Consider the following 26,252-nt stretch of genomic DNA (forward strand, 5'->3'; position numbering starts at 1 on the left):
GCCGTCCGCTACGCTGGCGCGCGGCTTTCCGCCGGGCGTCACCACACCATGACAGCGGTCGCCACATGAATCGCGGCCACGACGGAACTGCCCGCGATCATGCCTGTTTCCCGCCGAAACACGCCGATGGCGATGTCGGCCGCTTGCGCGACCGCGGCGGCGATCAATACCACCGCGCTGACTGGTCCAGACCAGAGCAGCGGCACGACCGCGGCCGCGCCGCCCAGCGGAACCGCCCTGACCGCGTACATCAAGCCGTAGAACTTCTCGCCGTCCGTCGGCGTCTCGCTGTGGCTCAACGCCGCCGGCCGCACTGCCGCCACCACGGCGAACACGACGCTCACGACCGCGACCACGGCGTTCGCCACCACCAAGGCGATCATCGCTCCCCCGTCTGTCAACTGTTCACACAGTGAACTGTTCACAGATGGTACAGTCAAGCAGTGCACCCCGAGAGCGCCCGCCCGTTGCCCGAGTCCTCGGCTTTCAAGCTGATGGTGCTCGGCACCGACCTGGCCAACGATTTCGCCGAGCACTTCCGCGCGGCGGAGCTGACCCCGAAGCATCTCGGGACGCTCGCCATGGTCGAGCAGGGACTCGCGCGGACCCAGGACGACATCGCGAGGCTCATGCGGGTGAGCCCCAGCCTGGTCGTCCGGATGGCGGACCACCTGGAACAGCGCGGCCTCCTCGAGCGGCGCCGCGATCCGGAGAACCGGCGCAAGCACATCCTTTCGGTCACCGCGGACGGGAAGTCCGTGCTCGGCGAGGCCGCCTCGTTCGCGGCCGCCTTCGACAACGAGCTGGACCCCCGGCTCGGCCGTCAGCTGGACAAGGCTCTCGCGCACCTGATGGGCAAGCTCGTGGAGGCCCGGCAGCGGCCGTAGCCAGCCCGCGTCCTGAGTCAGTTTCACCTTGCCTGTCTCGCGGACGCGAAGGTTCTGCGGAACAGCGCCCGCCCGGCTACCGTCGCAAGCATGCGCGTACTGGTCGCCGGAGCCTCGGGGTTCGTCGGCAGCCGCCTATGCCCGGCGCTGGAAGAAGCCGGGCACGACGTCCTAGCCATGACCCGCCGTCCGGCGAATTATCGCGGTGCGGGCGAGCCGGTCCACGGCGACGTCGCCGACGTCGGTTCCCTGCGGGACGCGCTCAAGAACGTCGAAGTCGCCTATTACCTGGTGCATTCCCTGGACAGCACCGACTTCCAGCAGCGCGACGCCAACGCGGCCCGCGCGTTCGCCCGTGCCTCGGCGGAAGCGGGGGTGCGCCGGATCGTCTACCTCGGCGGTCTCGGGGACGACGGCGACTCGCTGTCGGAGCATCTGGCCAGCAGGCGCGAGGTCGAACGGCTGCTGGCGGAGACCGAGGTGCCGGTGACCGTCCTGCGCGCGGGGATCGTCATCGGGCACGGCGGCACGTCGTGGGAGCTGACCCGCCAGCTCGTCGAGCGCCTGCCCGCGATGGTCACCCCGCGCTGGGTCGGCACGCGCACCCAGCCGATCGCGCTCGCCGACGTCGTCCGCTACCTGGCCGGCGTGCTGGAGCACCCGGAGACCGAGGGCCGGACGTTCGACATCGGCGGCCCCGAGGTGCTGACCTACCGGGAGATGCTGCAGCGCGTCGCGGTCATCGAGGGCAGGATGCTGGCGATCGTGCCGGTCCCGCTGCTCACGCCCCGGCTGTCGTCCTACTGGCTTTCGCTGGTCACCGACATCGACGCGACGACCGGGCGCGCGCTGATCGACTCGATGGGCAACGAGGTCGTCGTCCGCGACGACGCGATCCGCCGGATCGTCGAGTTCGAGCCGCTGGGCTACAACGACGCCGTGCTGCAAGCGCTCGGCGAACGCGCGAGACAACGGCGGGCCCGGTGAGGGCGGTCCTGAAGGCGGTGACCGCGGCCGGGTCCGGGCTGCTGGGCGCGTCGCTGGCCAGCGAACCGGGGTCGCGGCGGTTCCACGTGCTGACCGCGTCGGTCGCGGCGACCTGGTTCGCCGGTGCGCGAGCGTCCGGGCCGGTGCCGCGGGGCCGGTCGGAGGTCGTGCAGCCGGTGCTTGTCGGAGCGGGTGCGTTCGCCGCGTTCTACGGCTGTGCGCTGGTCGCTCGCCGCATTCCGTTGCTGCGCCGCGCGATCACCGGTGTGCTCGGCCACGCCCATCACGGCTCGACGCCGACTGTGGTGACGACTGCCCTCGTAACCGGTGCCGCTGAAGAGGTTTTCTTTCGCGGCACGCTTTACGACGCGTTCGGCGCGCGAGCATCGACCGCGATGTACGTGCTGTCGACGACGGCGACGCGGAATCCGGCCTTGGTGCTGGCGTCGGCGACCATGGGGACGCTCTTTACGCTGCAGCGCCGTTGGGGCGGCGGGGTACAGGCACCGGTGTTGACGCACGTGACCTGGTCCGCCCTGATGATCGGCTTCCTGCCTCGGCTTTTCCCGCCTCAGGATTCCAGCACCGCGGAATCCAGCCGGGGCGGAGTGGGTCCGTAGGCATTGGCTCGGGCGGCGCGAGCGCGGGCGCCGGGAACGCCGGTGAGCAACCGCAGCAGCCGATACGGCGGAGCGGCGGGACGACCACGCTCCCGCGCACGGGCGGCGCGTTGTTCCAGCCGGACTTGCTGGGCCTGCACCTGCCGGATCGCGGGTTCGCGCTCGGCTTGAATCCGCGCGAGGGCGGCGTCGGACCGATCCCGCACGAGGTGATTGGCCGCGCTGACGGCGTCCTGGACCGCCATGAGGATTCCGTTGCCCCCGACCGGGGAGATGACGTGCGCGGCGTCGCCGATGAGCAGCAGGCCCGGTCTCCACCAGCGCTCCACCCGGGAGATGTCGACCGACAGCAGGGTCGTCTGGCCGAAATCGGTCAGCAGGTCGGCGCGGTCGGCCAGCCACGGCACGTGCTCGGCGAGGAACGCCCGGATCGGGCCGACCCCGCGCTCGCGGGCCTCGGCGTACCCGCCCTTGGGCAGGCTGTACCCCACCTGCCAGCCGGTTGTCCCGGCGAGCAGGCCGACGTAGTGGTCCCGCCCGAAGAAGAGGTCCACATCGGCGTCCGGCGGGTCCTCGCGGCGGTGCGGCAAGCGGAACCACAGCAGGTCGGTCGTGGCGCCGAGGGAGCGGGCCGGGGCGTCCGCGAGTCGGCGCACCCGGGAAAACCGGCCGTCCGCGCCGACCACCAGCGAGGCGGGCAGGTCGTGGGTTCCGGCGTCGTCGCGGTAGCGGACGCCGGTGACGCGGCCGTCGCGGATCAACTCGACGACCTTGGCTCCGGTGCGCACGTTCGCGCTGGGCAGCGCGGCGGTTTCGGCGGCGAGGAAGTCGAGGAATCGCGCCTGCGGCATCAGGGCGACGTAGTTGTACGGCGAGGAGAGCTTGCCGTAGTCGGCGGTGGTGATCGACCCGGCCGGGGTGTGGAAGCGGAAGAAGCGTGCTTTGTGGTGCGGCAGGGCGAGCAGCCGGTCGGCCAGGCCGAGCTGGTCGAGCAGTTCGAGGGTGTAGGGGTGCAGCGAGTCGCCGCGGAAGTCGCGATCGAAGTCCTGGTGCGCTTCCAGCAGCGTGACGGGGATTCCGGCCCGGCCGAGCAGATAGGCGAGCATCATCCCGCCCGGCCCGCCGCCTACGACGACCACGGGGTCGCTCACGCGCTGCCCCTTTCCGGCACGAGGCGGAACACAGCCATCGAGTCCAGGTGCGCGGCGATCTCAGCCGCCGACGAGCCGGAGCCGACCGGGAACGCGGCGAGCGCCCACGGAGCCTGCACCGCGGCCAAGTAAGCCGAGATCACCGACACTGCTTCGGTGCCGTTCACCCGGTGCGCGCGCACGCTTTCGCCGAGGTCTCCGGCCCGGATGCGACAGGCCGGAACGGCGGCGAGATTGCGTACCCAATCGCGGTTCGCGTCCGGCGACACGAGGTAGCGGTCGCCGCCGAGCGAAAGCACTCCGAGCGGCGTCTGCCGGGTTCGGCCGCTGCGGCGTCCGGTGGTTTCGAGCACGCGGAGCCCGTAGCCACCCTCGGGTACCGGGTGCGGCTCGGTTTCGAGCAGCTTCCGCACCATCTCGAGGTTGACCTGGGCAAGTTCGCTAGATTTTCTAGCCATATCGCCCAGCGTACCTCTTAACTAGAAGTTCTAGCTACTATGCGGGCGTGGCGGACGAGCGAACGGCGCGGGAGGTCTCCCTGGCGGTGCGGCGGCTGCTGCAAGCGGGCCGGGGCATGCAGGCGGCGCTGGCGCGCAGGCTGTCGCTGCGGGTCACCGACGTGCAAGCGATCGACCAGGTCGTTTCCAGTCCGGAGCCGATCGGGCCGGGCGAGCTGGGCAACCGGCTCGGCATCACCTCGGCGTCGGCGACGGTGCTGGTCGACCGGCTCGCCGCCGCCGGGCATCTGGCCCGCCGCGCCGATCCGGCCGACCGGCGGCGCGTCCACCTCCAGGCCACCGACCACGCCCGCGAGGACGTCCGCGCCGCGCTGGCCCCGTTGCTGACCGAGATCGAGACCATCACCCATCGGCTCGACCCCGAGCACGTCGCGGTCGTCCTGTCGTTCCTGGACGACGTCGCGGCGGCGATGCGCGCCTACGACCGTCAGCCCTGAACTGGCTGTTCGAACCGCCGCTTGGTCAGCACAGTCCAGCCGATGAGCCCCGCGAAGGCGACGACCAGCAGCGCCTGCGAGAAAGCAGCCGCCGTGTCGAACGGCAGCGTGTACACACCCACGATGCGAAGCACGGAATCAACGGTCAGCCCGACACCCCACACCAGTGAGATCTGATACCAGCGCCGCCGCAGAGTCGCGTCCTGCGCGGTGGCGTCGAATTCACGCTGCCGAGCGCCGCCCGCCGAGTGCGCGAGGCGCCGGGCCGCGTAGTACGCGAGGGGACGGCGGAGCACGCAGCTGCCGACCAGGGCCACGCCAGCGCAGAAGGTGGTCACCGATTCCTTCGCCAGCAGCAGGCGCGGGTCACCGGTGAGGAAGCTCAACCCTAGGCCCAGGCCGAAAAGCAGCACGAGGAACGACGAGAAAAGGTCGATCCGGCGCTGCGCCACCGCGACCCAAATGGTCCGCAATCCCGCGACGATCGTGCCGGCCAGCAGCGACACGTAAGCACTCGCGCCGAGCAGGTCGGCCGCGTAGTAGACGACGACGGACAGGCCGACGTCGAGGAACATCGTGGTGATCAACGTGCGGGTGGACTTGGTCATGCCGGGCTCCCCGTTTTCGGCTTGGTTACTGGGATTCGCCACCGAACGCTACGGTCGCCGCCCGCCGCCGTCGTGCGGCTGCCGGGGTATCCCGGGTGGAGAAACCCAGGCTCGGGTGGAGGGATTTCTCCACCCGCGGATACCCCGCGCACCGCACGACTTCGAAGCCGTTCCTCCGTAGGTTTCCCGGTATCGAAACGTTTGCGAAAGGCAGGAACAACTCATGAGCGGACCCGTGGAGATCGTCCTGATCGTGGCGGCGGTCGGCTATCTGATGGTGCGGCGGATGATCGGCGAACCCGCGCAGGCCAAGCAGATGCTCATCCTGCCCGCGGTGCTGTCCGTCGTCGGCCTCAGCACCCTGTCCGGCGAGGTGAAGACGCCCGGTTCGATGGTTTTCCTCGTCGGGACCGCGGCGATCAGCGTCGTCCTCGGCATCCTGCGCGGGGCGAGCGTCCGGATTTCCCGGCGCGACGGCACCGCCTTCGTCCGCTACACCGCGGTCACGGTCGCGCTGTGGGTGGCGAACATCGTGGTCAAGGTCGGCGTGAACCTCGCGCTCAACGCGTTCGACCCGCAGGACGCCGGCGGCGTCGCCAACAGCCTGCTGCTCACCCTCGGCGTCGGCATCCTCGCCGAAGGGCTGGTCGTGCTCTACCGCGCCCTGCGCGCCGGGCACCAGGTGATGTGGACCCAGGGCGGCGACGGCGCGCCCGCGAAGACCTCGCCGCTGCTGGACAACATCCAGCGCAACCTCAACGGCCGTCCGGCGGAGTGGAACACTCAGTCCACCCACGACGCCGGCCCGACGAGGAGGAACCTGGTCCCATGAGCACCCCGGACCAGCGGTCGCTGTCGCTTCTCGGGCAGTACCGGGACGAGCTGATCCAGCCCGTCCTCGTCCTCACCGCGATCGCCTGCTCCGCGGTTCAATGGCCGGACGCGCAGATCGCGTACCGGCCGTTGGCCCTGCCGCTGTTCGTGCTCGCCTCGGTCGCCGGGATCGTCTCGCTGCTGCCCTGGTCCCGGCTGTCCGAGAACCGGCAGATCGTCGTGATGAGCGCCTACATGCTGTCCGGCGCGCTGCTCCTGCCGCTGACGCACGGAACGTTCGCGGCGATGTTCCCGTTCATCGCCGCCTCCGCCTCGGGGGTCAAGCTCGCGTCCCGCCGGGCGGCGGTGACCATCGCGGTCGCCGGTACCGTCGTCGCGGCCGCCGCGACCTGGACGGTCGGACAGCTCTCGCCGGGCTTCCCGGTATGGCCGGTGTGGGTGACGCTGACCGTGGGCCTGCCGGTCGCCGTCGGCATCTCGCACCACGACCGCCTCGACGCCGTCCGCAACGCGCAGCTCGCCGCGGACGCGGCCCAGCGAGCCCGCGAGTCAGAAGCCCGCGAGGCCGCGCTCGTCGAACGAGGCCGGATCGCCCGCGAGATTCACGACGTACTCGGCCATTCGCTCTCGGGGATCGCGCTGCAGCTGGACATGGCCGACGCGCTGCGCGACAGCGGCCGCGACGACGAGGCGGCTGCCGCGGTTCGCAAGGCACGCGCCATCGCCGTCGACTCGATCAGCGAAACCCGCCGCGCGGTGCACGCGCTGCGCGAAGACACCTCGCCGCTGCCTGAAACGTTGCGCCAGCTCGCCGAACACGCGTCGGCTGAGTTCGCGATCGAGGGCGAGGCCGGGGCGGTCGGCCCGGAGACCACGCACACCATGGTCCGGGCGGCGCAGGAAGCGATGACCAACGCGGCCAAGTACGCGCCGGGCGCGAACCGCGGCCTGCGGCTGGTCTTCACCGCCGATCGTGTCAGGCTGACCGTGCACAACGGGCCCGCGACCGAACCCCGCCGCGCCGAACTGGCCGGAGGTTCCGGCGTCGGGCTCGTCGGCATGCGCGAACGGGCCGCCCTGCTCGGCGGCACCCTGCGAGCAGGCCCGGCCGGCGACGGCTGGACCGTGGAACTGGAGCTGCCTCGATGACCGACCGCCCGATCAGCCTCGTTGTCGTCGACGACCAGGCGACAGTCCGCGAGGCGCTCGCGGTCATGCTCGACCTCGCGCAGGACGTCGACGTCGTCGCGACCGCGACCAATGGGGCCGAAGCCGTCGCGGCGGCTCAGCAGCACCGTCCGGACGTGGTGCTGATGGACCTCAACATGCCGGTGCTGGACGGGGTCGCCGCGACCGGGCGCATCCGCGAAACCCAGCCGGACACCACGGTTCTCGTGCTCACCACGTTCGACGACGACAAGTCGATCCTGGCCGCGCTGCAGGCGGGTGCGAGCGGCTACCTGACCAAAGAGGCCGACCGCACCACGATCCTGCACGCCGTGCGCACCGCGGCACAGGGCCAGACCGTGCTCTCGCCCGAGGTGCAGCGGCGGCTGCTCGCGCTGGCCGCCAAACCGGCCCCGCCCGCGGAACCCGATCTCTCGCTGACCGCGCGCGAGCGGGAAATCCTCGGCCTGATCGGCGACGGCCTGCGCAATCCGGAAATCGCGGCCCGATTGGTCATCAGCGAGGCCACGGTGAAAACCCACATCAACAACCTTTTCGCCAAAGCCGGTTTCCACTCGCGCGCCGACGCGGTCCGCTACGCACTCAACTATCAGAACGGCCAGCGCCAGCAATAACTGAAGCCGCGCAACCGTTTATCACGGTTTCCGCGATGACGCATCGATGCCGCATCCGCGACGCCGCGACCGGACAGCATGGGCCGGGAGGCGCACCACCCGAGGTGCGCCCAGGCGCAAAGGAATATTCGATATGGTTCGATTCACCGGCCCCAGTTCTCTTTCCGAAAGAGCGGCCAAGCCGTTCCTCGCCCTCGCATTGACGATCGCCGCCCTGTTCGCCGGCGCGAGCGTCGCCGCCGCGGCCCCGGCAGCCGCGCCGCGGACCGGAACCCTCAGCTCAGCGGGCTCTGGAACCGCGCGGCAAGCCGTCCCGCCCGTGTTCAACTGCAACTATTACTCCCGGGCCCCGTTCCACGACGTCTTGCTCAGCTGCGCGGTCCAGGCGGGCGTGATGCGGGTTTACCTCGTCTGCTCGAACAATGCGCAGGTCTACGGCCCCGTCATGTACGCGGGCAACCTCTACCGTTTCGTTCTTTCCTGCCCGGGCGTACCGGTGCGAACCATTAACTGGGAATCCTTGGGCTAGTCCGGAAACGTCCCGGGGCGGCCATCCGGCGGGCCGCCCCGGGACTCGTTTCCGGTCCGCTTGGCCGAAACTGCTCGCCCGTAGTGCCGCAGATCCGCCCGCGCCGTTGCCCGAGCCGGGCAAAGGCCGCTAGACACACTATGTCCTGGTCCGGCGACCGGCTCACGGGTGGTCACGATGACGGTACGATTCCGTCTGCTCGGCCCTGTTGGCGTGACGGTGGACGACCGCGCGATCGCCCTCGGCCATCAGCAGCTGCGCTGCATGGCGGCGGTGCTGCTGATCGAGGCCAACCAGACGGTCTCGATGGACGAGCTCATCGACCGGGTCTGGCCCGAGGGCGCGCTCCCCCGGCAGCCGCGCCGGGCGGTGCAGCACAACATTCCGTTGCTGCGCAAGGTGCTCGCTCCGATTCCGGAGGTCGCGCTCACCCGCAACGGCTGCGGTTACCGGATTTCCGTCGAACCGGACGCGATCGATCTGCATCGTTTCCACGCCCTGCTGGAACAGGGCCGCACCGCACAGCAACGCGATCCGGACTCCCGTGCCGATCAGACCGCCGCGACCGCCCTGGAACAGGCCCTGTCCCTGTGGCAGGGCAAACCGTTCTCGGACCTCGCCGCGGCGGCCGACATCCCGTGGCTGTGCGCGTCGCGCGCCGCGCTGACCGCGCGCCAGCGGACCGCCCGCCTCGACCTGACCGACATCCGGCTGCGCCAAGGCCGACACGCCGAACTCCTCGCCGAACTGGCCGCCGACACCGCGAGCCACCCGTTCGACGAACGCCTCGCCGCGCAATACCTGCTGGCCCTCTACCGAAGCCGCCGCCAAGCCGAGGCATTGCAGCATTACCATCGCCTGCAACGCATTCTGGCCGACGAGCTCGGCACCGACCCCAGCCCTCCGCTCCGCCAGTTGCACGAGCAGATCCTCTCCGCCGACCCCGCACTGGCCGCGCCCTCGCCGGAACCCGCGACCCGGCCCTCGGTCCCCCGGCAACTGCCGTGCCCGCCCCGGCTGTTCGCCGGCCGCAGCGGCGAGCTCGTCCAACTGGACCGGCACATGGACCTAGCGGGAACGGTGGCGATCGGCGGCACCGGCGGGATCGGCAAAACCTGGTTGGCGCTGCACTGGGCGCATCAGCGGCTCAGCCGTTTCCCAGACGGGCAACTGCACGTCAACCTGCACGGTTTCGATCCCACCGGACAGCCCATGTCCGCCGCCGAAGCGGTGCGCGGCTTCCTGGACGCCCTCGGTGTCGCCCCCTCCGCGACCCCAGTCGACCTCGAAGCGCAAATCGGGTTGTACCGCAGCCTGCTCGCCGGAAAGCGGATGCTGCTCGTGCTGGACAACGCCCGCGACATCGACCAGGTCACGCCGCTGCTGCCGGGAACCCCCACCTGCACCGTCCTGATCACGAGCCGCCGTCATCTGGTCGGCCTCGCCGCGCTGTACGGCGTGCATCTGCTCAACCTGGACGTCCTGCCCGACTCCGACGCCCGGGTGCTTCTCGCCGGGCACCTCGGCCCGGACCGGCTGGCCGCCGAACCGGACACGGTCGCCGACCTGCTCGCGATGTGCGCGGGATTGCCGCTGGCAGTGCGGATCGTGGCCGCCCGCGCCCAGCACCACCCGACCTTCCCGCTGGCAGTACTGGCCGAAGAACTGCGCGACGCCTCCGCCCGGCTGGACGGTCTGAACGCCGGTGGCCTGCGCGTGAATCTGCGCGCGGTGCTGTCCTGGTCGGTCCGCGCGCTGAGCCCGCAAGCGACGCGGCTTTTCGGTTTGCTGGGCATCGCCCCTGGCCCGGACATCAGCCTGGCCGCCGCCGAGGCGCTGGTGGCGCTCCCGGCGGTCCGGCTGCGCACGGTCTTGCGGGAACTGGAGATCGCTTCCCTGGTGCAGCAACACGTTCCGGGCCGCTATCGAATGCACGACCTGATCCGCCTCTACGCCAGCGAGACCGCCCAGCACACCCTCACCGAAGACGCGCGCGACGCCGCGCTGCGGCGGATCCTGTACTTCTACACGCACACCGCCCACGCCGCCGACCGGCTGCTGAACCCGCGGCAGGACTCGGTCCCGCTCGATCCGCCCGCACCGGACGTCCTGCTGCATCCGCTGCCCGACGCGCTGGCGGCGCTGGCCTGGTGCAACACCGAACACGCCTGTCTGCTCGCCGCCCAGCACACCGCGACGACGCTCGAGAGGAACCCCTCCGGATGGCAGCTGGCCTGGGCGCTGGAGACCTTCCACGTCCGGCTGTCCCGGCTCTACGACCGGCTCGCCCAGTGGCAAGCCCCGGCGGATCTCGCTACGGCTCCTCGCCGAGGTAGCGCGTCTGGTCCTTCTGCTGGTTGACCTCCGCCGCGTAGTACTCCTCCGCCAGCCGATGCGTCCGGCGCTCGATCAATTCCAACTGGGTCACCAGCTCGTGGCCCGCCTCGGCCCGATGCGCGGCGAACCACCGCGGCAGGTTGAGATACGTCTGCACCGACAACGGCAAATCCGTCCGCGCCAGCAACAGCACCCGATGCTGCAGCTCCGGATTCGCCGCCAGCCGGCGAGGATCCGAAAGCAAATCCGACAGCATCTCCGCCACTCGCCGCACCGAGTCCATAGTGGACTCCGGAAGCCGCCCAGAAGCCGTATCCACCAAGGTGTCCAGCGACGAGCGAACCTCGGCCGCTTCCACCGACGGGTCCACGACCAGCCGCACCTTCTCCGGTGGGCCGAGCAGCGCGCCCGCCGTGTAGAGCACGACCAAGACAACGAACATCAGCCACAATGGACCGATCACGCCGGTCGCGTACAGCAGCAGCCCGGCCAGCGCGCCCACACAGCCGAAGATGTTCTTGGTGGAGCCGAACCAGCGCCTCATTGGTATCCGCGAATCTCCTGGAACACGCTGGACAGCTGCACGTTCCTGGCATCGAAGACCTTGCCGCCGGTCAGTGCGGCGACCTGGCCGAGTTCGTCGCCGCTGCCCTCGCCGAACAGGACCGTGAACACCGGGATCCGCCGCATCGCGGGCGGCAGCGAGCCGAACGCCGCCTTGAACGCGGCGAGATCGGAGCCGTTCTCGTTCTCGCCGTCGGTCATCAGCACGATCGAGTTGAACCGGTCCGGATCCTTCGCCACGAGCGGCTCCAGCACCTGGTAGCCGTGCTGCAGGGTGTCGTAGATGGCTGTGCCGCCGTTCGCGGTCAACCCGCCGACGTAGTCCTTGATCTTCGCCAGCTCGGGCTGCGGGTACTGCTCGGGCACGGTGAACGTCGCCGGCATCCCCGGCTGGGTGTTGAACGGCAGCATGGTGACTTCTTCGCGGCTGCGGAACTGCCGGTAGCGGCCGACGAGCGAACTGTCCGCGCCGGTGAGTCCGGACAACGCCGAACGCAGCGCCTCGATCCGGCCGTCCCGCATCGACCCCGACGTGTCCAGCAGGTACAACGTCCGCGACGGACGGCGGATTTTGCTGAAGTAGGCCGAAAGCAACGCATCGACGGCCTGTTGCGTCGCCGGGAACGGCAGCTCCACCAGGTCATGCGACGCGAACTGCTGCCCGAGCGGTACTCCGGGGACGACCGGACGACGTTGGGTGGCAGTCATGATCCGGCGCTGCACATCGGGTGTGCGCAGGTAGTCCGAGAGCTTCTGGTGTGCCGTGCGCGCGGCGTCGCTCGCGCCGGTGAGCAGGGTGAGCGGGTAGTCGGCGGTGACGACGCCGTCCGCGGGATAGATCAGCGTCAGCGGCTGCGGCAGCTTGCCGGAGGCGTTCAAGGACAGCAGGACGGACTCGTAATTGATCAGTCCGTCCACCTTCTGGCCCGGGTCCTGCCCGGTCGCGCGCTTCTGGAACGTATCGGACAGCCAGCCCGACGAGCCCGCCGACATCTGCTGTGCGCTGAAGAACTGCGTGAGCTGCGGCGTGACCGCCTCGATCTGCTTCGCGTCGACCGCCGCGCCCGCCCCGGCGAGCGCCGAAGCGACCCCGACGAGCGCGGAGAACCCGGAGTTCGACGCCGACGGGTCGGTCATCCCGTAGCTGAACTCTTTCTTCCCGGCCGCCACCGCGATGTCGCCCCAGGTCGGCGGCTTCTTGTCCCAGCCAAGCCGCTGCGCGACCGGTGCCGAGAGCCCGAGCACGACCGGCGAACGCATGATCTTCGCCTGGTTGCCGAGCCGTTTGTTCGCGTCGGGAATGCCTGCCGGGTAACGGTTCGAGGAGAACCACACCGCGTCGTACTTCCCGTCGACACTGCCCTTCGCGAGCGCTTCCGCACCCTCCAACGTGCCGGTGAAAGTGAACTTGACCTGCACGCCGGTCGCCTTCGCGGCTTCGTCGAGGACCGGCTGCAGATCGGCCAGCTCGCTGCCCGCGAACACTCGCAACGTGCCTGGCGCGGGCTGGCCCGGATCGGTCGGTTCCGCCGTCGAACAGCCAGTCAGCAGCAGCGCGGCGGCCAGCGCCAGTACGCCGAGTTTCTTCACAGCTCCCCCTCGTGCGACCGGCGCAGCCGATCCTCCGCGCGACGCAACTCCCCGGACAGAGATTCCACAGTCGACGCCATGCGCGACACAGCCTCGGCCTTGAACCCGTCGATCGCGTCGAACGCCGAGTAGATCCGGTCGAACGACTCGCGCAGGGTGTCGACCGCGATCGCCGGGTCGCTCGAAGCCTTGCGGATTTCCTCGCTCTGCGACTGCAACAGCTCCGCGTTCGCCCGCAGCAGACCGTTCGTGGTCGCCTGCAACGCGTTTACCTCGTCGAGCACGTCACGCTGATTGGCCAGCGCCGCGCTCACCAACATCGCGACGCGGAGCGCGGAAACCGTCGTAGTCGCCGCGCGCTCGACACCGCGGATCAGCTCATCGTTGGTGCGCCGCACCAAATCGAGCGCGAGATACCCCTGCGCGCTAACTGCCAACTGCGTCAGCACGTCCTGGTGCCGCTGGCGGATCGGATACAGCAGATCCGCCCGCAAAGCGTTGGCGTGCGCGGGATCCGTCAGGTCGAAGACGCCAGCCTGCCGATCGATCGCCCCGTCGACCGCCTCAGCGAACGCGGCGGCTTCGGCCAGTTTGCCGAGCGTCACCCAGAGCCGCTCGCGCTCGCCCTTGATCGCCGCGTTGTCGCGTCGCAGCACGTCCTGCCGCACGCGCAACTCGCGGACCAGCGCGTTCACCGGCTCATTCGCCGCCCGGTACCGATCGAGTGCCCGCTTCGCGCTGGCCGCGGCCGGGAAGATCCCGAGCAGTTTGCGTCCAGTGATCGGCAGCTTCGCCGGATCGAGTTCCGCGACCGTACGGCGCAACTCGGTCAGGCTTGTCGTCACTTCCTGCTGCGGCGAACGAGCAGCGTCGAGCGCCTTCGTCGACCGGTCGAGCATCGTGCCCGCGACCGTAGCCGCCGTGCGCATATCCGCCTCGCCGACCGCGAGGATTTCGTCAAGCAGCGCAGTGAACTCCGGCGACTTCACGTCGAGCGCTTCGAGCCGGGCGGCGAATTCGTCCGCCCGCTGGGAAATCTCGGCGCGGGTGTCGTCGCCAAGCGCGATGAGCCCGGCAGCGCGTTCCATGGGCACCGCCGCCACCGGATCCGGCGGGGTGAGGGTGAATTCGTCCATCAGTACTGTTTCTGGATCGCGTCGAGCATTCGTTCCAGGGTCTCGAAACTCGGCGGCTCGACGGCGTCGACCAGCTCGGCCGGAACCTTGGCCTGCGCGGCTACCTCGCGAAACACCTGCGGATTCGTCGTGCGGAACCCGAAGGCGGCGGCGAGCTTGCCGAGTTCCGGATCCGTCGACAGCGCCTGGCCGACCTTGTTTCCGTTGGCGGAGAAGGGAACCAGCGTATGCTTGGAATACACCGTCGGCGCGGTGTAAAGCATCCGCATGTCCGGGCGAATCGAGCCGTCCTTCCGCAACACGCGGTCGACGTACTGCGATTCGTAGATCAACGCGAGCGGCGTCTTGCCCATGCCCGCCGACAGATAGTCCTCGAACGGCCCCTCAGTGCTGTTCTGCGTATACCCCTGGTCCAAGAACAACTTCGCGACCTGCGGAAGCACCTTCGCCTCTTGGTCCGGACTGGAGACGACGTTGTTTCCGTTGGCCACGAACGAAACGATCGACAGATACATCGCCGCCGAATTGGACTCGCGCGGGTCCGTTGTGGTCACGAGGACGTTCTTGCGCACCGGATAGGCCGTGTTGTTCGGCAGCTGATCCCAGCGGGTGCCCGCGAGCTGCAGGTACTTCGCGATGTCGAGCACTTGGTAGTCGCCCGCGCCCTTGTGCACCACGCCGTTGCCGCTCAGCAGCTGCACGATCGGCTCGAACGTGGCGACCGCCATCGGCGACTGGAACGGTGTGTAGACCGTCGTGACTTTCTTGTCGCGCTGGATCTTCTGTGCCGCCGGCGAGGACGACGGGAACGCGAACTCGTACTTCCCGAGGTCCACGGAAGTCGCGATCTGCCGCGACCCCGCGGTGTCGACCTCGACCTTCAGCCCCTGTTTGGCGAACGCGTCCACCACGCGCTGATCAGTGAAGAAGGCCTGCTTCTCCGACCCGATCACCCCGCGCACGACTGTGATCCCGCCGCCGGCCGCGTGGTCGTCCCCGGACCGCCCCCAGACGACCACTCCCACCACGGCGAGCACCAAAACCACAGCCAGCCCGATCGACAACCGGCGCTTCACGAACCCACCCTCTCGCACGTCCCCCGACGCGTCATCTCGAATCCTTCAGCTTTTGACGCGCGGCACGGGGGTTTCGGCGTGAACGGTCGATGAACAACCGGGGTTTTTGGTGGCGCGGTGGCAGAATCCGCACGAGGGCGGGGATTTTCTCACGCCGGAAGATCCTCCAGACTGAGCCGGAACCAGTCGTCTCCGGCCACGAGGTGCAAGTCCGCGCCCCGCCCGAAGACCCGGACCTGCCTCGGCATCTCCTGCCCGTCAGGCAGGACGAGCCGGTACTCGCCGGTCACCCGGAACCGGCCGTCGTCCAGGACCCCAGTCACCAGCCGATCACGATACGGCTCGTAACCGCCACACAACGCGACCCGGGAACCCTGCGCTGCCAAGGCATCGGCACCGCGAATGTCGTTGCGCCATCCGGTTACGTCGTCGCCGCGAGTCCGGACGATGGAGAAATCGGTGTAGGAGCAGGTCCAGGCGGTGTTGCCATCGACGTTGAGTGCGTAGCAGTCCAGGATGCGGCCCCACGCCACCCGAGCGAAGTCGGGGTAATGCCATTCCTCGGTCAAGGCAGCCGAGAACCGGACCAGCCCACTCCGGCCGACAGGAAGCGCGGTGCCGTCGTCGCCCCAGCCGTACGAGCCGAGGACGCCTTCGTCGAAGTAGCCGACCCAGACCTCGCCGCTGCGCGTGGTCTGCACGTGGTTGATTCCGTCGCCGAAGGTCTGCTCGGCCAGCACTTCGCCGTCGGGACCGTAGACGACCGCGTTGCGGTCCGGCCCGCCCGTCCGCCACGCACACCGCGGGCCGACCACCAGCACGCGACCGTCCGGCAGCGGCTGCACCGTCGGGTACCCCAGCCGAAGAGCAGAAATCCGCGCGGCGACCGCCATCTCCGGCACGTGCACGGTCACCCGCACCGCCGTCGGACGCGACGTCCGCGCGGGCGGAAACGGTGCCAGCGCCGCTTGATCCGCAGGGGCCGACCACAACGCCGTCAACTCGCCGAGCGGACCGATCGACTCCGAGATCCGCACGTCATCCGGCTGCGGCGGGACGATTCCCGCATGATGCCAGACGCGGAGGGCCGGCAGCGCCAGAACTGTCTCCCGGCGGGCCGCGTTCCTCCGCTCCCGGTCTCGCATCGGGATATCCGAGCACGCCGAGGGTCGTTCGCTCTACCGGATTTCCCCGGCCAGAAGTCCCGCAATACCCGGCGTCGCCCTGAATCTGTACGCTGGTCCGATACAACCCGCGTCCCGCGCGGAGCAGGCACCGGTGCGACGTCGATCCTTAACTCGGCGAGATCAGGAATCGGCGCTCCCTGCGGACAATGCCGCGGACCCCGCACACCTTGAAACCCGCCGGACCACTCAACTCGGGTTGAGGTCAAGGCGATCCACCGCCGAGCGGAGATAGTCCCGGACGGAATCGGCTTCCCAGTATTCGATCCGGTCGAAAATCGCCAGCGCGGAAAGCAAACACTCCCGCGCGGCGTCCTGATCGCCGCGCGAAAACGCGTACCGGCCGAGCCCGGCCAAAGCTTGGCCCTCTTCTAGCGGACTGTTCACCTCACGGGCCAGCGGCAGCGCGCTCCGGTACCGCTCGCCCGCCTCCTCCACCTGCCCGGTCGCCAGCAGCAGCGCGCCCAGGTTGTTCAGCGTTTCGGCTTTGCCGAGCTGATTGCCCAGCTCCGCGAAGACGTCCAGGGCCTGGAGAAGACACTTCTCCGCGGCCTCGAGCTCTCCGAGAAGACGCAGCGCCGCACCGAGTTCGTTGAGTCCGGTCCCTTCGCCCAGCCGGTCGCGCAGGGCCCGGGAAACGGCCAGTGCCTCGTTGTGCGCGTCGACCGCTTTCCGGTACTCGCCGATCATCCGCCAGGCCACGCCGAGGCTGTTCAGCGCGAACGATTCGTGGAAGCCGTCGCCGAGCCTGCGGAAGCCGCCGACCGCGCGGGTGTTCGCGTCGACCGCGCCGGGGAAGTCGCCGATCGCCCGCCGCGCGACCTCCAGCTCGTTCCAGGCGTCCGCCTGGCCGAGGAGATCGTCCAGTTCCTCGTAAATGCTGAGGGCGTGTTCGTGCGAGCCGACCGCGGCCCGGTAGTCGCCGCTGACCAGGTACAGGATGCCGAGTTCGTTGCGTGCGTGCGCTTCCCCGCTGCGATCGCCGTGTTTCAGCACCATCGCGAGGGCGCGCTGGAAGGCTTTGGCGGCACCGGCATAGTCGTCGAGACAACGCCGCGCAGCACCGAGCTGACCGAGTGCGGCGGCCTGGCCCGCCTCGTCTTGCAACGCGGTGTAACTCTCCAGCGCGGCGGTGTGCGAAGTGGCGGCGGACAGGTAGTCGCCGATGCGTCGTTGCACGCTTCCCAAGTGGTTCAAGGCATGCGCTCGCGCCGCCTCGTCGCCGTTGTGCTCCGCCGCGCGCACTGCGGACTGATGCAGCCGCAACGCCCGGTCCCACGGCCCGGCCACGTAGAGGAATTTGGCCAGGCACGCCGACAGGTCGACGACGTGGTGGTGCCAGCCGTGCCGGATCGCGTGGTCAGCGCAGGCAAGCAGGTTGACGGCCTCGACGCGCATCCACCGCCACGCCTCGACGCTGCTCGCCACCCGAGCGTCGCGCGCCGGTCGACGGCGGAGCGAGCGGGTTTCGCGGAGGCCGTCAGTGGTCACGTCCTTGGCGATGTGCGCCGCCGCCTCAGCCGCGGTGTCGCAGTAGTAGTCGAAAAGCCTGCCCACGACCCGCTCAGTCTCCCGCTGGTCGTCGGCGTGGCTGAGATTCCGGGAGTACTCGCGGATCAGGTCGTGCATCCGGTAGCGGTCGAACGCGGGCTCTTCGAGCATGTGGTCGTCGTAGAGGGCGCAGAGGTGCGCGCCGGCCTCGGCCACCGGAAGGTCCGCCATCGCCGCGGTCGCGTGCGCGTCGAGTTCCGGGCCGGGATGCAAGCCGATGCGGCGGAAGAACCGTTGCTGGCCGGGGCGGAGTTCGCGGTAGGACAGGTCGAAGGCGGCGGCCACCTCGATGTCCTCCGCCCGCAGCCGGCCGAGCCGGTCGTGCGTCGAGTCCAGTTCGTCCGCCAGATCGGTCACGGTCCGCTGCGGACGGCTGCGGAGCCTTCCCGCCAGCAGGGTCACCGCCAGCGGCAGCCATCCGCACAGGCGCACCACCCGATCGACCGCTTCGCTCTCCCCTGGACGGATCGACCTGCCCGACAGCCGCACGAACAACGCCGACGCCTCCTCGGCGGGCAGGACGTCCAGCGCGACCGAAACCGCCCCGTCGAGGGCACTGAGCCGGCGGCGGCTGGTGATGATCACCAGCGATCCGGTCGCCGCCGGCAGGAGCGGTTCGACCTGCTGGTGGCTCAGCGCGTCGTCCAGGATCAGCAGCACCCGCTGGTCCGCCAGCCGGTCCCGCCACAGCGCCGCCCTGGCGTCGAGCCCGGCCGGCATCTGCCTCGCGGTCACGCCGATCATGGTCAGCAGCGACGCGAGCGCGTCCGCCGGTCCCACCGGCTGCTCGCCCGGGGTGTGCCCGTGCAGCCGCAGAAACAGCTGACCGTCCGGAAACCGTTCCGCGAGAAGGTGTCCGGCGTGCACGGCGAGCGCGGTTTTCCCGACCCCGGCCATGCCGTCGATCGCGTGGATGGCGACCATGTGGCCGGTGTGGACCGCGCCGGTGATCTCCTTGAGCACGTTCTCCAGCTCCGCGGTCCGGCCGGTGAAGGCGGGGGCGTCGCGGGGAAGCGTCCGTTTCGCCAGCTGGCCGTTCTCACCCTCTCGGCCTGCTCGCGGCGGGTACGGCACCGGCTGTTCGGCGAGAGGACCGGCGACGTCCGGAGTCTCGTGCCGGTCGCGCGCGCCAGCCTGTTCGGCGGGCCACGGATCGCCGGGCAGACTCGCCCAGCCGGTCGTCTCACCGCCCCTGAGCGACACCGGAAAGGGCCGCCAGGTCTCCGCGCGGCTCTCCTGGCTGTGCCGCACGACCTCGTCGAAGAACCACGGCGAAACCATCATCGCGAGCACGCTCGAAGACCCGGCCAGCGCGGACTTCAACGCCGTCGACCCGACCAGCCGGAAAGCGAGGACGACCGCGTTCGAGGTCACGCCGTGCTGGTCGTAGTGGACCTCGCCGCCGTGCACCGCGAGCCGCAACCGGAGCTGTTCCCCCGCGTCGGCGACCCGGTTGTGCACCTCCAGCGTCTCGACGATCGCGCCGGGAAGCGATTCCGTGAAGACCGCTTTGGGCACCTCCGGCGGAGCGAGCACGAGCACCCCGTCGCCGCGGTCCTCGCGGTAACACGCCTCCCAGGGGATGCCGGCTTTCCGGAACGCCCGGCGCAGCGTCTGGTACATCGCGTCGCGGACGGAAAGCTGGTTCCGGTTCGTCCGGCTCCGGTCGCTGAACCCTTCGACGTCGGCGACCAGAATCGTCCGGTGCACCGCCGCCGGACGGGACCGGCCGTTCCCCCGTCCGGGCAGCAGGCCCAGCACGAACCGCTTGACCTGCCCGTAGACGAGCGAACCGCGGTCCGCGGGCTTGCAGAGGCCGACGTGGTCCGCGTCCACCGGAATCGGCCGGACCCTGGGCAGGCCCGGATTGGCCGAGGCCTCGTCCACCACCCGGACCCGGCGGGTCAGCCGCGTTTCGAAGAACACCAGGTTGGCGATCCCGGTCTCGTCCGCCCAATCCCGGTACCGGTCGTTGAGCTGCCGCAAGTACGCGCTGTTGCGGCGCAGGTCTTCGACGGCGGGCGTGCCCCGGTACAGCACGCCGAGCGCGTCCACCGCCCGCGTCAGCCCGGAACCGGTGTGCGGCGTGCCCAGGAAGACAACGCCCTTCGCCGCCGCCGCGAAACACGCGAAATCGTTCCGGCTCTCGGCCGCGTGCAGCAGGATCTCCTTCACCAGCAGGCCGCCCATGCTGTGCGCGACGAAGCACAGCGGACGCTCGCCGAGGCCGGCGTCGCGCAGCTGCGCCATCAGGTTGACCGCCCGGTCCGGCACCGGCATGGACTGGCCGCGCCATCCGCTGGACCAGGCGTCGTACCCGATGGTCCAGACCGCGACGCCGGCGAGGTCGCCAGCCAGCCACCGCGGCCAGAACGTGCCGTCGCCGCCGCAGCGCCACGACGCGCGGGCATCGCCGTCCAGCCCATGGACGAACACCACGTCCAGAACCGCCCGGTGCGGGACATGCACTGCCACGACCGCCGTCACTGCCGATCTCCCCTGCGCGTCCGCCCTTCCCGCCCCCAGAGCCGCCACCGGCCGCCACGAGCGACCGGCACAGTCCGGGCAAGTCGCTCCGTCCGTTCAACGGTCGCACGGCTCGTCGCCGATGTACAAGTGTTCCCCGGTATCGCGCCCGCGCCGGACCAAGGCCGCGAAGGAGCGGCTGAACTGCGAAAACAGTGGCTGGGACCCTGGGATTTTCGCTATCACGCCGGGAATTGCCGTCTCTGGTGCGGTTTTCCGCCATTTCGGAGCCGCATATCGTCCGTGTATCGGAAACCGCATACGTGCTGGCAACATCGTTCTGCCTTGACTGGCACGCATGACCTACCGCGAACCAGCACGCACCACAGGCCTTCAGGTCCGGTCGCTGGTTCCGGCGACCGGCGTCACGATCTACGGGTGCGGGCCGGACGAAGCCGCCTTGGTCCGGGAGGCGGTGTCTCGTTTGGGGGTGACACCGGCTGTCACCTCGGCGGCGCTGTCTGAAGCCAACGTCGCACTCGCCGCCGGGAATCGGTGCGTCAGTGTCAGTCACAAAACCCGCATCACCAACGCCACTTTGCGCGCGCTCAGCGAGGTCGGCGTCAAGTATCTCTCCACGCGCAGTATCGGGTGCAATCATCTCGATGTCGCGTACGCCGAGAAAATCGGCATCACGGTGGAAAACGTCGCGTACTCGCCCGATAGCGTCGCCGACTACACGCTCATGTTGATGCTGATGGCGATCCGCAACGCGAAATCTCTCATCCGCCGGACGGACGCGCACGATTACCGGTTGAGCGATCTTCCGGGAAAAGAACTGCGCGACCTTACCGTCGGCGTCATCGGAACCGGACGGATCGGCGCGGCGGTCATCGACCGGCTGTGGGGTTTCGGCGGCCAGAAACTGGCTTACGACCTTCGTCCGCGGACGTCGGCGGACTACGTTCCGCTCGATGATTTGCTGCGACAGAGCGACATCGTCACCCTCCACACCCCGCTCACTCCCGAGACTCGCCACCTGCTGAACCGGGACCGGATCGCGCAGCTGAAACCCGGGGCGATCGTCGTCAACACCGGCCGCGGCGGGCTTCTCGACACCGAAGCCCTCCTGTCCGCGCTGGAAAACGGCCGGCTGGGCGGCGCGGCCTTGGACGTCCTCGAAGGGGAGGAAGGGATGTTCTACGCCGACTGCCGTCGAAAACCGATCGAGAACACGAATCTGGCGCGGCTGCAGAAACTGCCGAACGTCCTGATCAGCCCGCACACCGCCTATCACACCGACCACGCATTGCGCGACGCGGTGGAAAACAGTCTCCTCAACTGCCTGAATTTCGAAAGCTGGACAAACCATGGCTAAGCTCAAGGTCGGGGTCGTCTTCGGGGGAATCTCCGAGGAACACCCCGTCTCGGTCAAATCCGCGCGCGAGGTGGCGAAGAACCTCGACCCGGAAAAGTACGAGCCGTACTGGATCGGGATCACCCAGGACGGTTCCTGGAAGCTGTGCGACGGCCCCGGCGAAGCGTGGGAGGACGGCGGACGCCCGGCGATGCTGTCGCCGGACCGGAGCGTCCACGGGCTGCTTGTCGAGGACGAGGGGAAATACGAATCGGTCCGGCTGGACGTGGTGCTGCCGGTGCTGCACGGCAAACTCGGCGAGGACGGTGCGACGCAGGGCCTCCTGGAGCTGTCCGGGATCCCGTACGCGGGCTGCGACGTGCAGAGTTCCGCGCTGTGCATGGACAAATCCCTGGCCTACCTGGTGGTCGACAGCGCGGGCATCGCCACGCCGAACTTCTGGGCCGGCCCGGCGGACGACGACATCGACGCGAGCAAGTTCGCCTACCCCGTCTTCGTGAAACCGGCCCGGTCCGGTTCGTCGTTCGGCGTCACCAAGGTCTCGCGCGAGCAGGACTTGCCGGGCGCGATCGCGGACGCGGCGCGATTCGATTCCAAGGTGCTCATCGAGGAAGCGGTCGAGGGCAGCGAGGTGGGTTGCGCGGTACTGGGCAACGGCGCGGAACTGACCGTCGGCGAACCGGACCAGATCCGGCTGTCGCACGGCTTCTTCAAGATCCATCAGGAGGACAATCCGGAAAGCGGCTCCGAGAACTCGACCATCCTCGTTCCCGCGGACATCTCCGCGGAGTCGCGCGCCCGCGTCCAGGCGACCGCCAAGACCATCTACCGCGCGCTGGGCTGCAAAGGCCTCGCCCGGGTCGACCTGTTCCTGCTCGAAGACGGCACCGCCATGCTCAACGAGGTCAACACCTTCCCCGGCCTCACCTCCTACAGCCGGTACCCGCGGATGATGGCGGCGGCCGGGTTGCCGTTCTCCGAACTGCTCGACCTGATGGTGTCGCTCGCGTTGGCCGGGGCGCCCCGATGAAGCACGGTTTCGCCTTCCTGGACGAGGCCGCGCCCGGGATCCGCTGGGACGCCAAGTACGCCACCTGGGACAACTTCACCGGCAAACCAGTCGACGGCTACCTGGCGAACCGGATCGTCGGCACCCACGCCTTGTGCGCCGCGTTGCGAAGCGCCCAAGACAAAGCCGCGACGCTGGGCTTCGGCCTGCTGCTCTGGGACGGGTACCGGCCGCAGCGCGCCGTGGACTGCTTCCTGCGCTGGGCGGAACAGCCCGAAGACGGACGGAAGAAGCGCCAGCACTACCCGAACCTCAACCGTGCGGAGATGTTCGAAAACGGCTACGTGGCAACCAAATCCGGCCACACCCGAGGCAGCACAGCGGATCTGACGCTGTACCGCCTGGACACCGGCGAGCTTCTCCCGATGGGCGGCGGCTTCGATCTGATGGACGTCGTCTCACACCACGGCTCGCCCAGCGTCACCGCGACCGAGGCAGCGAACCGGCAGCACCTCCGGTCCATTATGGAGGATTGCGGTTTCGTCGCCTACGAAGCCGAATGGTGGCACTACACACTCAAAGACGAGCCCTATCCGGACACGTACTTCGATTTCCTCGTCGCCTAGATGGGCACCAGAGCACCACGCGTGGTCGTCGCCGGAGGCCATTCAGCCGGGCACATCGAACCCGCGATGAACTTCGCCGACGCACTGCGCCGGCTGGCCCCTTCCGCCGAGGTGACCGCGCTCGGCACCGTCCGCGGCCTGGACACGACACTCATCCCGGCCCGCGGCTACCCGCTGGAGCTCATCCCTCCAGCGCCATTGCCGCGCAAGGTAACCCGGGCCCTCCTGCAGACGCCGTCCCGGCTGCGCGATTCGATCCGCACCGCCGGGAAGGTCCTCGACCAGGTCCAGGCAGACGTCGTCGTCGGCTTCGGCGGCTACGTCGCCGCCCCGGCCTACCTCGCCGCCCGCCAGCGACGGCTGCCCATCGTGATCCACGAGGCGAACGTCCGGCCAGGCGCGGCCAATCGACTGGCCGCCCGGATGACGACGCACGTGTACACCGCCTCCCCCGACGTCCGGCTGAAACACGGCACCGCGATCGGCATCCCGCTGCGCCCGGCAATCACCGGACTCGACCGTCCCGCGACCCGCGAAGCAGCTCGACGGAAGTTCGGCCTGCACCCCGTCGGCCCGGTACTGCTGGTCACCGGCGGTTCGCAAGGCGCGAAGGCAATCAACGCCGCCGCCTCCGGCGCAGCTGACCAGCTGAGAACGGCCGGGGTGCAAGTCCTGCACATCACCGGCCCGCAGCACACCGTCGAAGCGGGCGAGCCGTCGTATGTAGTCCTGCCGTATGTCGACGAAATGCAGTACGCCTACGCCGCAGCCGACTTCGCGATCTGCCGCTCAGGCGCGATGACCTGTGCCGAACTGGCCGCAGTCGGCCTGCCCGCCGCGTTCGTCCCGCTGCCGGACCGCGGCGGCGAGCAACGGCTGAACGCCGGACCGATCGTCGCAGCAGGTGGCGCGTTGCTCGTGAACGACGCGGACCTCACTCCGGCCTGGATCGAATCCACGCTGATCCCGATCCTCACCGACCCAGCCCGGATCGCGGCGATGTCCGCTCGCGCGTCCGCGACCGGAGCGCCCAACGCCGACACCGTCCTAGCCCGGCACGTCCTGACGATCGCCGAACGACATCGCCGCGCCCGGTAGCCGCACCGTCACGCGAAGCCCGCCAGCAGCACCCGGCGCGAGAGAAAGCGTCCCGTCATGTGCCTGCGCGATGCTCTTCACGATCGCCAGCCCGAGGCCCACCCCGGCGTGGTCACGACGGATCCGTTCAGTACCGCGCTGGAACGGCTCGGTGAACGTCCAGATCCGCTCCGGACTGACTTCCTCCCCGGTGTTTTCCACGATGAGAGTGCCCGCCGTCGCGGAGGCAGTGGCGCGAAGCTGCACGGTCCCGCCTTCCGGCAGGTTGTGGACGATGGCGTTGTGCAGCAGGTTCGTCGTCAACTGCAGCAAAAGCGCGCGCGACCCGCGAACGGCAGTGATATCTCCCGAAGTCTCGATGACGACCCCGTGCTTCTCGGCGAGCGGAAGAAGCGTCTCGGCGGCCTCTTCGGCCAGAAGGGACAGATCAACGGATTCGCGGGTGAACGACCGCTGATCCGCGCGGCTGAGCAGCAGCAGGGCTTCGGTGAGTTCGATCGCCCGGGCGTTCACGACGCGGAGGCGCTCGTGAAGCTCGTCGACATCCCGGCCCGGGTCGTTGCGGGCGACTTCGAGGAGGCTCTGCGTGATCGCCAGCGGGGTGCGCAGCTCGTGGGAGGCGTTGGCGGCGAATCTCCGCTGTTCGGCGACGTGCGCGTCGAGGCGGGCGAGCATGGCGTCGAAGCTGTCGGCGAGTTCGCGGAACTCGTCGTCGCGGCCTTCCAGCTCGATCCGGTGGGCGAGCGACCCGGTCGAGGCGCGCCGGGTCGCGGCGGTGATCCGGGTCAGCGGGGCGAGCATGCGCCCGGCCAGGATCCAGCCGCCCAGCAGGCCGAACACCAGCAGGAGCAGCATCACGATCCCCGCGTCGGGCGCGAAGTCCTTGATCAGGTCGCGGCCGGAGGGAGCCATCACCACCGGCATGACTTCCAGCGCCCGGTCCTGGTAGTTCAGCAGGAACAGGCCCACCGCGCCGAGCAGCAGCGTCCCGGCCAGCATCAGGAACCCGGCGTAGCTCAGGGTCAGTTTGAGCCGGACGCTCATCCCCGGCTCGCGGATCATCCGCGAGCCGATCCGTCGTCGATCCGGTAGCCGACCCCGGGGACGGTCGCGACCAGCCACGGTTCGCCGAGCCGTTTGCGCAGCGCCGAGACCGTGATGCGCACGGCGTTGGTGAACGGGTCCGCGTTCTCGTCCCAGGCCCGCTCCAGGAGTTCTTCGGCGCTGACCACCCCGCCCTCGGCCGCGACGAGCACCTCGAGGACGGCGAACTGCTTCCGGGTCAGCGCGACGTACCGGCCGTCCCGGTAGACCTCGCGGCGGAACGGGTCCAGCTTCAGTCCGGCGATCTCCCGCACCGGCGGCCGGTTGTGCGCGCGCCTGCGGTCGAGCGCGCGCAGCCGGAGCACGAGTTCCCGCAGCTCGAACGGTTTGGTGAGGTAGTCGTCGGCGCCGAGTTCGAAGCCGGAGACCTTGTCGTCGAGCCGGTCGGCGGCGGTGAGCATCAGGATCGGCATGCCGCTGCCGGACGCGACGACGCGTTTGGCGATCTCGTCGCCGGACGGGCCGGGGATGTCCCGGTCGAGCACAGCCAGGTCGTAGGCGTTGACGCTCAGCATTTCCAGCGCGGTGTCCCCGTCCCCGGCGAGGTCGGCCGCGATCGCTTCCAGGCGCAGCCCGTCCCGGATGGCGTCGGCCAGGTACGGCTCGTCCTCGACGATCAGCACACGCATGCCTTCGATGCTACGAGCAGGCGCGTATCGCTGGCATATCCGAAACCGCGTACGCGCTGGCAACACCGTTTCGCCTTGGCTGAACGCCATGACCCGCAGCGAATCAGCACGACGCCCGGCTCTCGCTGTCT

At 69.3% G+C, this 26,252-nt stretch carries 25 protein-coding genes; 13 read left to right on the top strand and 12 right to left on the bottom strand.

The genetic code is table 11. The features are described from left to right. Nucleotides 1-38: 38 nt before the first annotated feature. Nucleotides 39-383, bottom strand: a complete 345-nt coding sequence (locus tag ACZ7SW_RS17205) for a hypothetical protein (RefSeq protein ID WP_470231382.1) — start codon at nt 381-383, stop codon at nt 39-41. Nucleotides 384-443: 60 nt separating this feature from the next. Here ACZ7SW_RS17205 and ACZ7SW_RS17210 point away from each other — a divergent pair, with 60 nt between their 5' ends. The 3 genes from ACZ7SW_RS17210 to ACZ7SW_RS17220 all read left to right on the top strand — a co-directional run bounded on the left by ACZ7SW_RS17210 (nt 444) and on the right by ACZ7SW_RS17220 (nt 2,494). After that, complete coding sequence (locus tag ACZ7SW_RS17210) at nt 444-887, top strand: MarR family winged helix-turn-helix transcriptional regulator (RefSeq protein WP_470231383.1); 444 nt, start codon at nt 444-446, stop codon at nt 885-887. Between the two features lie 90 nt (nt 888-977). Further along, on the top strand, nt 978-1,874 hold the full coding sequence (locus tag ACZ7SW_RS17215; protein WP_470231384.1) for an NAD(P)H-binding protein: 897 nt from the start codon (nt 978-980) through the stop codon (nt 1,872-1,874). Next, nucleotides 1,871-2,494 (top strand): CPBP family glutamic-type intramembrane protease, encoded by a 624-nt coding sequence (locus tag ACZ7SW_RS17220; RefSeq protein WP_470231385.1) that lies wholly within the window; start codon nt 1,871-1,873, stop codon nt 2,492-2,494. The genes ACZ7SW_RS17215 and ACZ7SW_RS17220 overlap by 4 nt, the downstream gene beginning before the upstream one ends. On the opposite strand, the gene ACZ7SW_RS17225 is transcribed toward ACZ7SW_RS17220, so the two are convergent. Further along, nucleotides 2,446-3,645 (bottom strand): FAD-dependent oxidoreductase, encoded by a 1,200-nt coding sequence (locus ACZ7SW_RS17225; protein ID WP_470231386.1) that lies wholly within the window; start codon nt 3,643-3,645, stop codon nt 2,446-2,448. The genes ACZ7SW_RS17220 and ACZ7SW_RS17225 overlap by 49 nt on opposite strands. Beyond that, nucleotides 3,642-4,103 carry a nitroreductase family deazaflavin-dependent oxidoreductase gene (locus ACZ7SW_RS17230; RefSeq protein ID WP_470231387.1) on the bottom strand — a complete coding sequence of 154 codons (462 nt, stop codon included), beginning with the start codon at nt 4,101-4,103 and terminating at the stop codon, nt 3,642-3,644. The genes ACZ7SW_RS17225 and ACZ7SW_RS17230 overlap by 4 nt, the downstream gene beginning before the upstream one ends. Before the next feature lie 47 nt (nt 4,104-4,150). Here ACZ7SW_RS17230 and ACZ7SW_RS17235 point away from each other — a divergent pair, with 47 nt between their 5' ends. Further along, nucleotides 4,151-4,600, top strand: coding sequence for a MarR family winged helix-turn-helix transcriptional regulator (locus tag ACZ7SW_RS17235; protein ID WP_470231388.1), 450 nt, complete (start codon nt 4,151-4,153; stop codon nt 4,598-4,600). On the opposite strand, the gene ACZ7SW_RS17240 is transcribed toward ACZ7SW_RS17235, so the two are convergent. After that, nucleotides 4,591-5,208 (bottom strand): VC0807 family protein, encoded by a 618-nt coding sequence (locus ACZ7SW_RS17240; RefSeq protein ID WP_470231389.1) that lies wholly within the window; start codon nt 5,206-5,208, stop codon nt 4,591-4,593. The genes ACZ7SW_RS17235 and ACZ7SW_RS17240 overlap by 10 nt on opposite strands. 223 nt (nt 5,209-5,431) lie before the next feature. Here ACZ7SW_RS17240 and ACZ7SW_RS17245 point away from each other — a divergent pair, with 223 nt between their 5' ends. The 5 genes from ACZ7SW_RS17245 (at nt 5,432) to ACZ7SW_RS17265 (ending at nt 10,734) form a co-directional block, all read left to right on the top strand. After that, entirely contained in the window at nt 5,432-6,040 is a 609-nt protein-coding gene (locus ACZ7SW_RS17245; protein WP_470231390.1) for a DUF1453 domain-containing protein, read from the top strand. After that, nucleotides 6,037-7,191, top strand: a complete 1,155-nt coding sequence (locus ACZ7SW_RS17250; protein WP_470231391.1) for a sensor histidine kinase — start codon at nt 6,037-6,039, stop codon at nt 7,189-7,191. The genes ACZ7SW_RS17245 and ACZ7SW_RS17250 overlap by 4 nt, the downstream gene beginning before the upstream one ends. After that, complete coding sequence (locus tag ACZ7SW_RS17255) at nt 7,188-7,844, top strand: response regulator (RefSeq protein WP_470231392.1); 657 nt, start codon at nt 7,188-7,190, stop codon at nt 7,842-7,844. Before ACZ7SW_RS17250 ends, ACZ7SW_RS17255 begins: the two co-directional genes overlap by 4 nt. 133 nt (nt 7,845-7,977) lie before the next feature. After that, entirely contained in the window at nt 7,978-8,373 is a 396-nt protein-coding gene (locus ACZ7SW_RS17260; RefSeq protein WP_470231393.1) for a hypothetical protein, read from the top strand. A 177-nt stretch (nt 8,374-8,550) separates the two neighbouring features. Then, nucleotides 8,551-10,734: an AfsR/SARP family transcriptional regulator gene (locus ACZ7SW_RS17265; RefSeq protein ID WP_470231394.1), complete on the top strand. Its 2,184-nt coding sequence runs from the start codon at nt 8,551-8,553 to the stop codon at nt 10,732-10,734. On the opposite strand, the gene ACZ7SW_RS17270 is transcribed toward ACZ7SW_RS17265, so the two are convergent. The 6 genes from ACZ7SW_RS17270 to ACZ7SW_RS17295 all read right to left on the bottom strand — a co-directional run bounded on the left by ACZ7SW_RS17270 (nt 10,688) and on the right by ACZ7SW_RS17295 (nt 20,298). Further along, nucleotides 10,688-11,254: a hypothetical protein gene (locus tag ACZ7SW_RS17270; RefSeq protein WP_470231395.1), complete on the bottom strand. Its 567-nt coding sequence runs from the start codon at nt 11,252-11,254 to the stop codon at nt 10,688-10,690. The genes ACZ7SW_RS17265 and ACZ7SW_RS17270 overlap by 47 nt on opposite strands. After that, the gene (locus ACZ7SW_RS17275; RefSeq protein WP_470231396.1) at nt 11,251-12,864 is read right to left on the bottom strand and encodes a vWA domain-containing protein; all 1,614 of its coding nucleotides are present in this window, start codon (nt 12,862-12,864) and stop codon (nt 11,251-11,253) included. The genes ACZ7SW_RS17270 and ACZ7SW_RS17275 overlap by 4 nt, the downstream gene beginning before the upstream one ends. After that, nucleotides 12,861-14,000, bottom strand: a complete 1,140-nt coding sequence (locus ACZ7SW_RS17280; RefSeq protein ID WP_470231397.1) for a toxic anion resistance protein — start codon at nt 13,998-14,000, stop codon at nt 12,861-12,863. The genes ACZ7SW_RS17275 and ACZ7SW_RS17280 overlap by 4 nt, the downstream gene beginning before the upstream one ends. Next, nucleotides 14,000-15,076 carry a hypothetical protein gene (locus ACZ7SW_RS17285; RefSeq protein WP_470231398.1) on the bottom strand — a complete coding sequence of 359 codons (1,077 nt, stop codon included), beginning with the start codon at nt 15,074-15,076 and terminating at the stop codon, nt 14,000-14,002. The genes ACZ7SW_RS17280 and ACZ7SW_RS17285 overlap by 1 nt, the downstream gene beginning before the upstream one ends. A gap of 149 nt (nt 15,077-15,225) precedes the next feature. Further along, the gene (locus ACZ7SW_RS17290; RefSeq protein ID WP_470231399.1) at nt 15,226-16,221 is read right to left on the bottom strand and encodes a hypothetical protein; all 996 of its coding nucleotides are present in this window, start codon (nt 16,219-16,221) and stop codon (nt 15,226-15,228) included. Nucleotides 16,222-16,449: 228 nt separating this feature from the next. Further along, complete coding sequence (locus ACZ7SW_RS17295; RefSeq protein ID WP_470231400.1) at nt 16,450-20,298, bottom strand: tetratricopeptide repeat protein; 3,849 nt, start codon at nt 20,296-20,298, stop codon at nt 16,450-16,452. 337 nt (nt 20,299-20,635) lie between these two features. Here ACZ7SW_RS17295 and ACZ7SW_RS17300 point away from each other — a divergent pair, with 337 nt between their 5' ends. Genes ACZ7SW_RS17300 through ACZ7SW_RS17315 form a run of 4 tightly spaced genes read left to right on the top strand, consistent with a single transcriptional unit; the run spans nt 20,636 to nt 24,388 of the window. Beyond that, a complete protein-coding gene (locus ACZ7SW_RS17300; protein WP_470231401.1) occupies nt 20,636-21,655 on the top strand; it encodes a D-isomer specific 2-hydroxyacid dehydrogenase family protein in 1,020 nt (339 codons plus the stop codon). Next, entirely contained in the window at nt 21,648-22,685 is a 1,038-nt protein-coding gene (gene vanA / locus ACZ7SW_RS17305) for a D-alanine--(R)-lactate ligase (protein WP_470231402.1), read from the top strand. The genes ACZ7SW_RS17300 and vanA overlap by 8 nt, the downstream gene beginning before the upstream one ends. Then, a complete protein-coding gene (vanX, locus tag ACZ7SW_RS17310; RefSeq protein ID WP_470231403.1) occupies nt 22,682-23,290 on the top strand; it encodes a D-Ala-D-Ala dipeptidase VanX in 609 nt (202 codons plus the stop codon). The genes vanA and vanX overlap by 4 nt, the downstream gene beginning before the upstream one ends. Beyond that, a complete protein-coding gene (locus tag ACZ7SW_RS17315) occupies nt 23,291-24,388 on the top strand; it encodes a UDP-N-acetylglucosamine--N-acetylmuramyl-(pentapeptide) pyrophosphoryl-undecaprenol N-acetylglucosamine transferase (protein ID WP_470231404.1) in 1,098 nt (365 codons plus the stop codon). On the opposite strand, the gene ACZ7SW_RS17320 is transcribed toward ACZ7SW_RS17315, so the two are convergent. Both ACZ7SW_RS17320 and ACZ7SW_RS17325 read right to left on the bottom strand, forming a co-directional pair. Continuing rightward, nucleotides 24,338-25,450 (bottom strand): sensor histidine kinase, encoded by a 1,113-nt coding sequence (locus ACZ7SW_RS17320; protein ID WP_470231405.1) that lies wholly within the window; start codon nt 25,448-25,450, stop codon nt 24,338-24,340. The two genes, ACZ7SW_RS17315 and ACZ7SW_RS17320, sit on opposite strands and share 51 nt — an antisense overlap. Then, a complete protein-coding gene (locus tag ACZ7SW_RS17325; RefSeq protein WP_470231406.1) occupies nt 25,447-26,121 on the bottom strand; it encodes a response regulator transcription factor in 675 nt (224 codons plus the stop codon). Before ACZ7SW_RS17325 ends, ACZ7SW_RS17320 begins: the two co-directional genes overlap by 4 nt. Nucleotides 26,122-26,252: the final 131 nt, after the last annotated feature.

This window comes from Amycolatopsis sp. NPDC114484, from assembly GCF_055633755.1.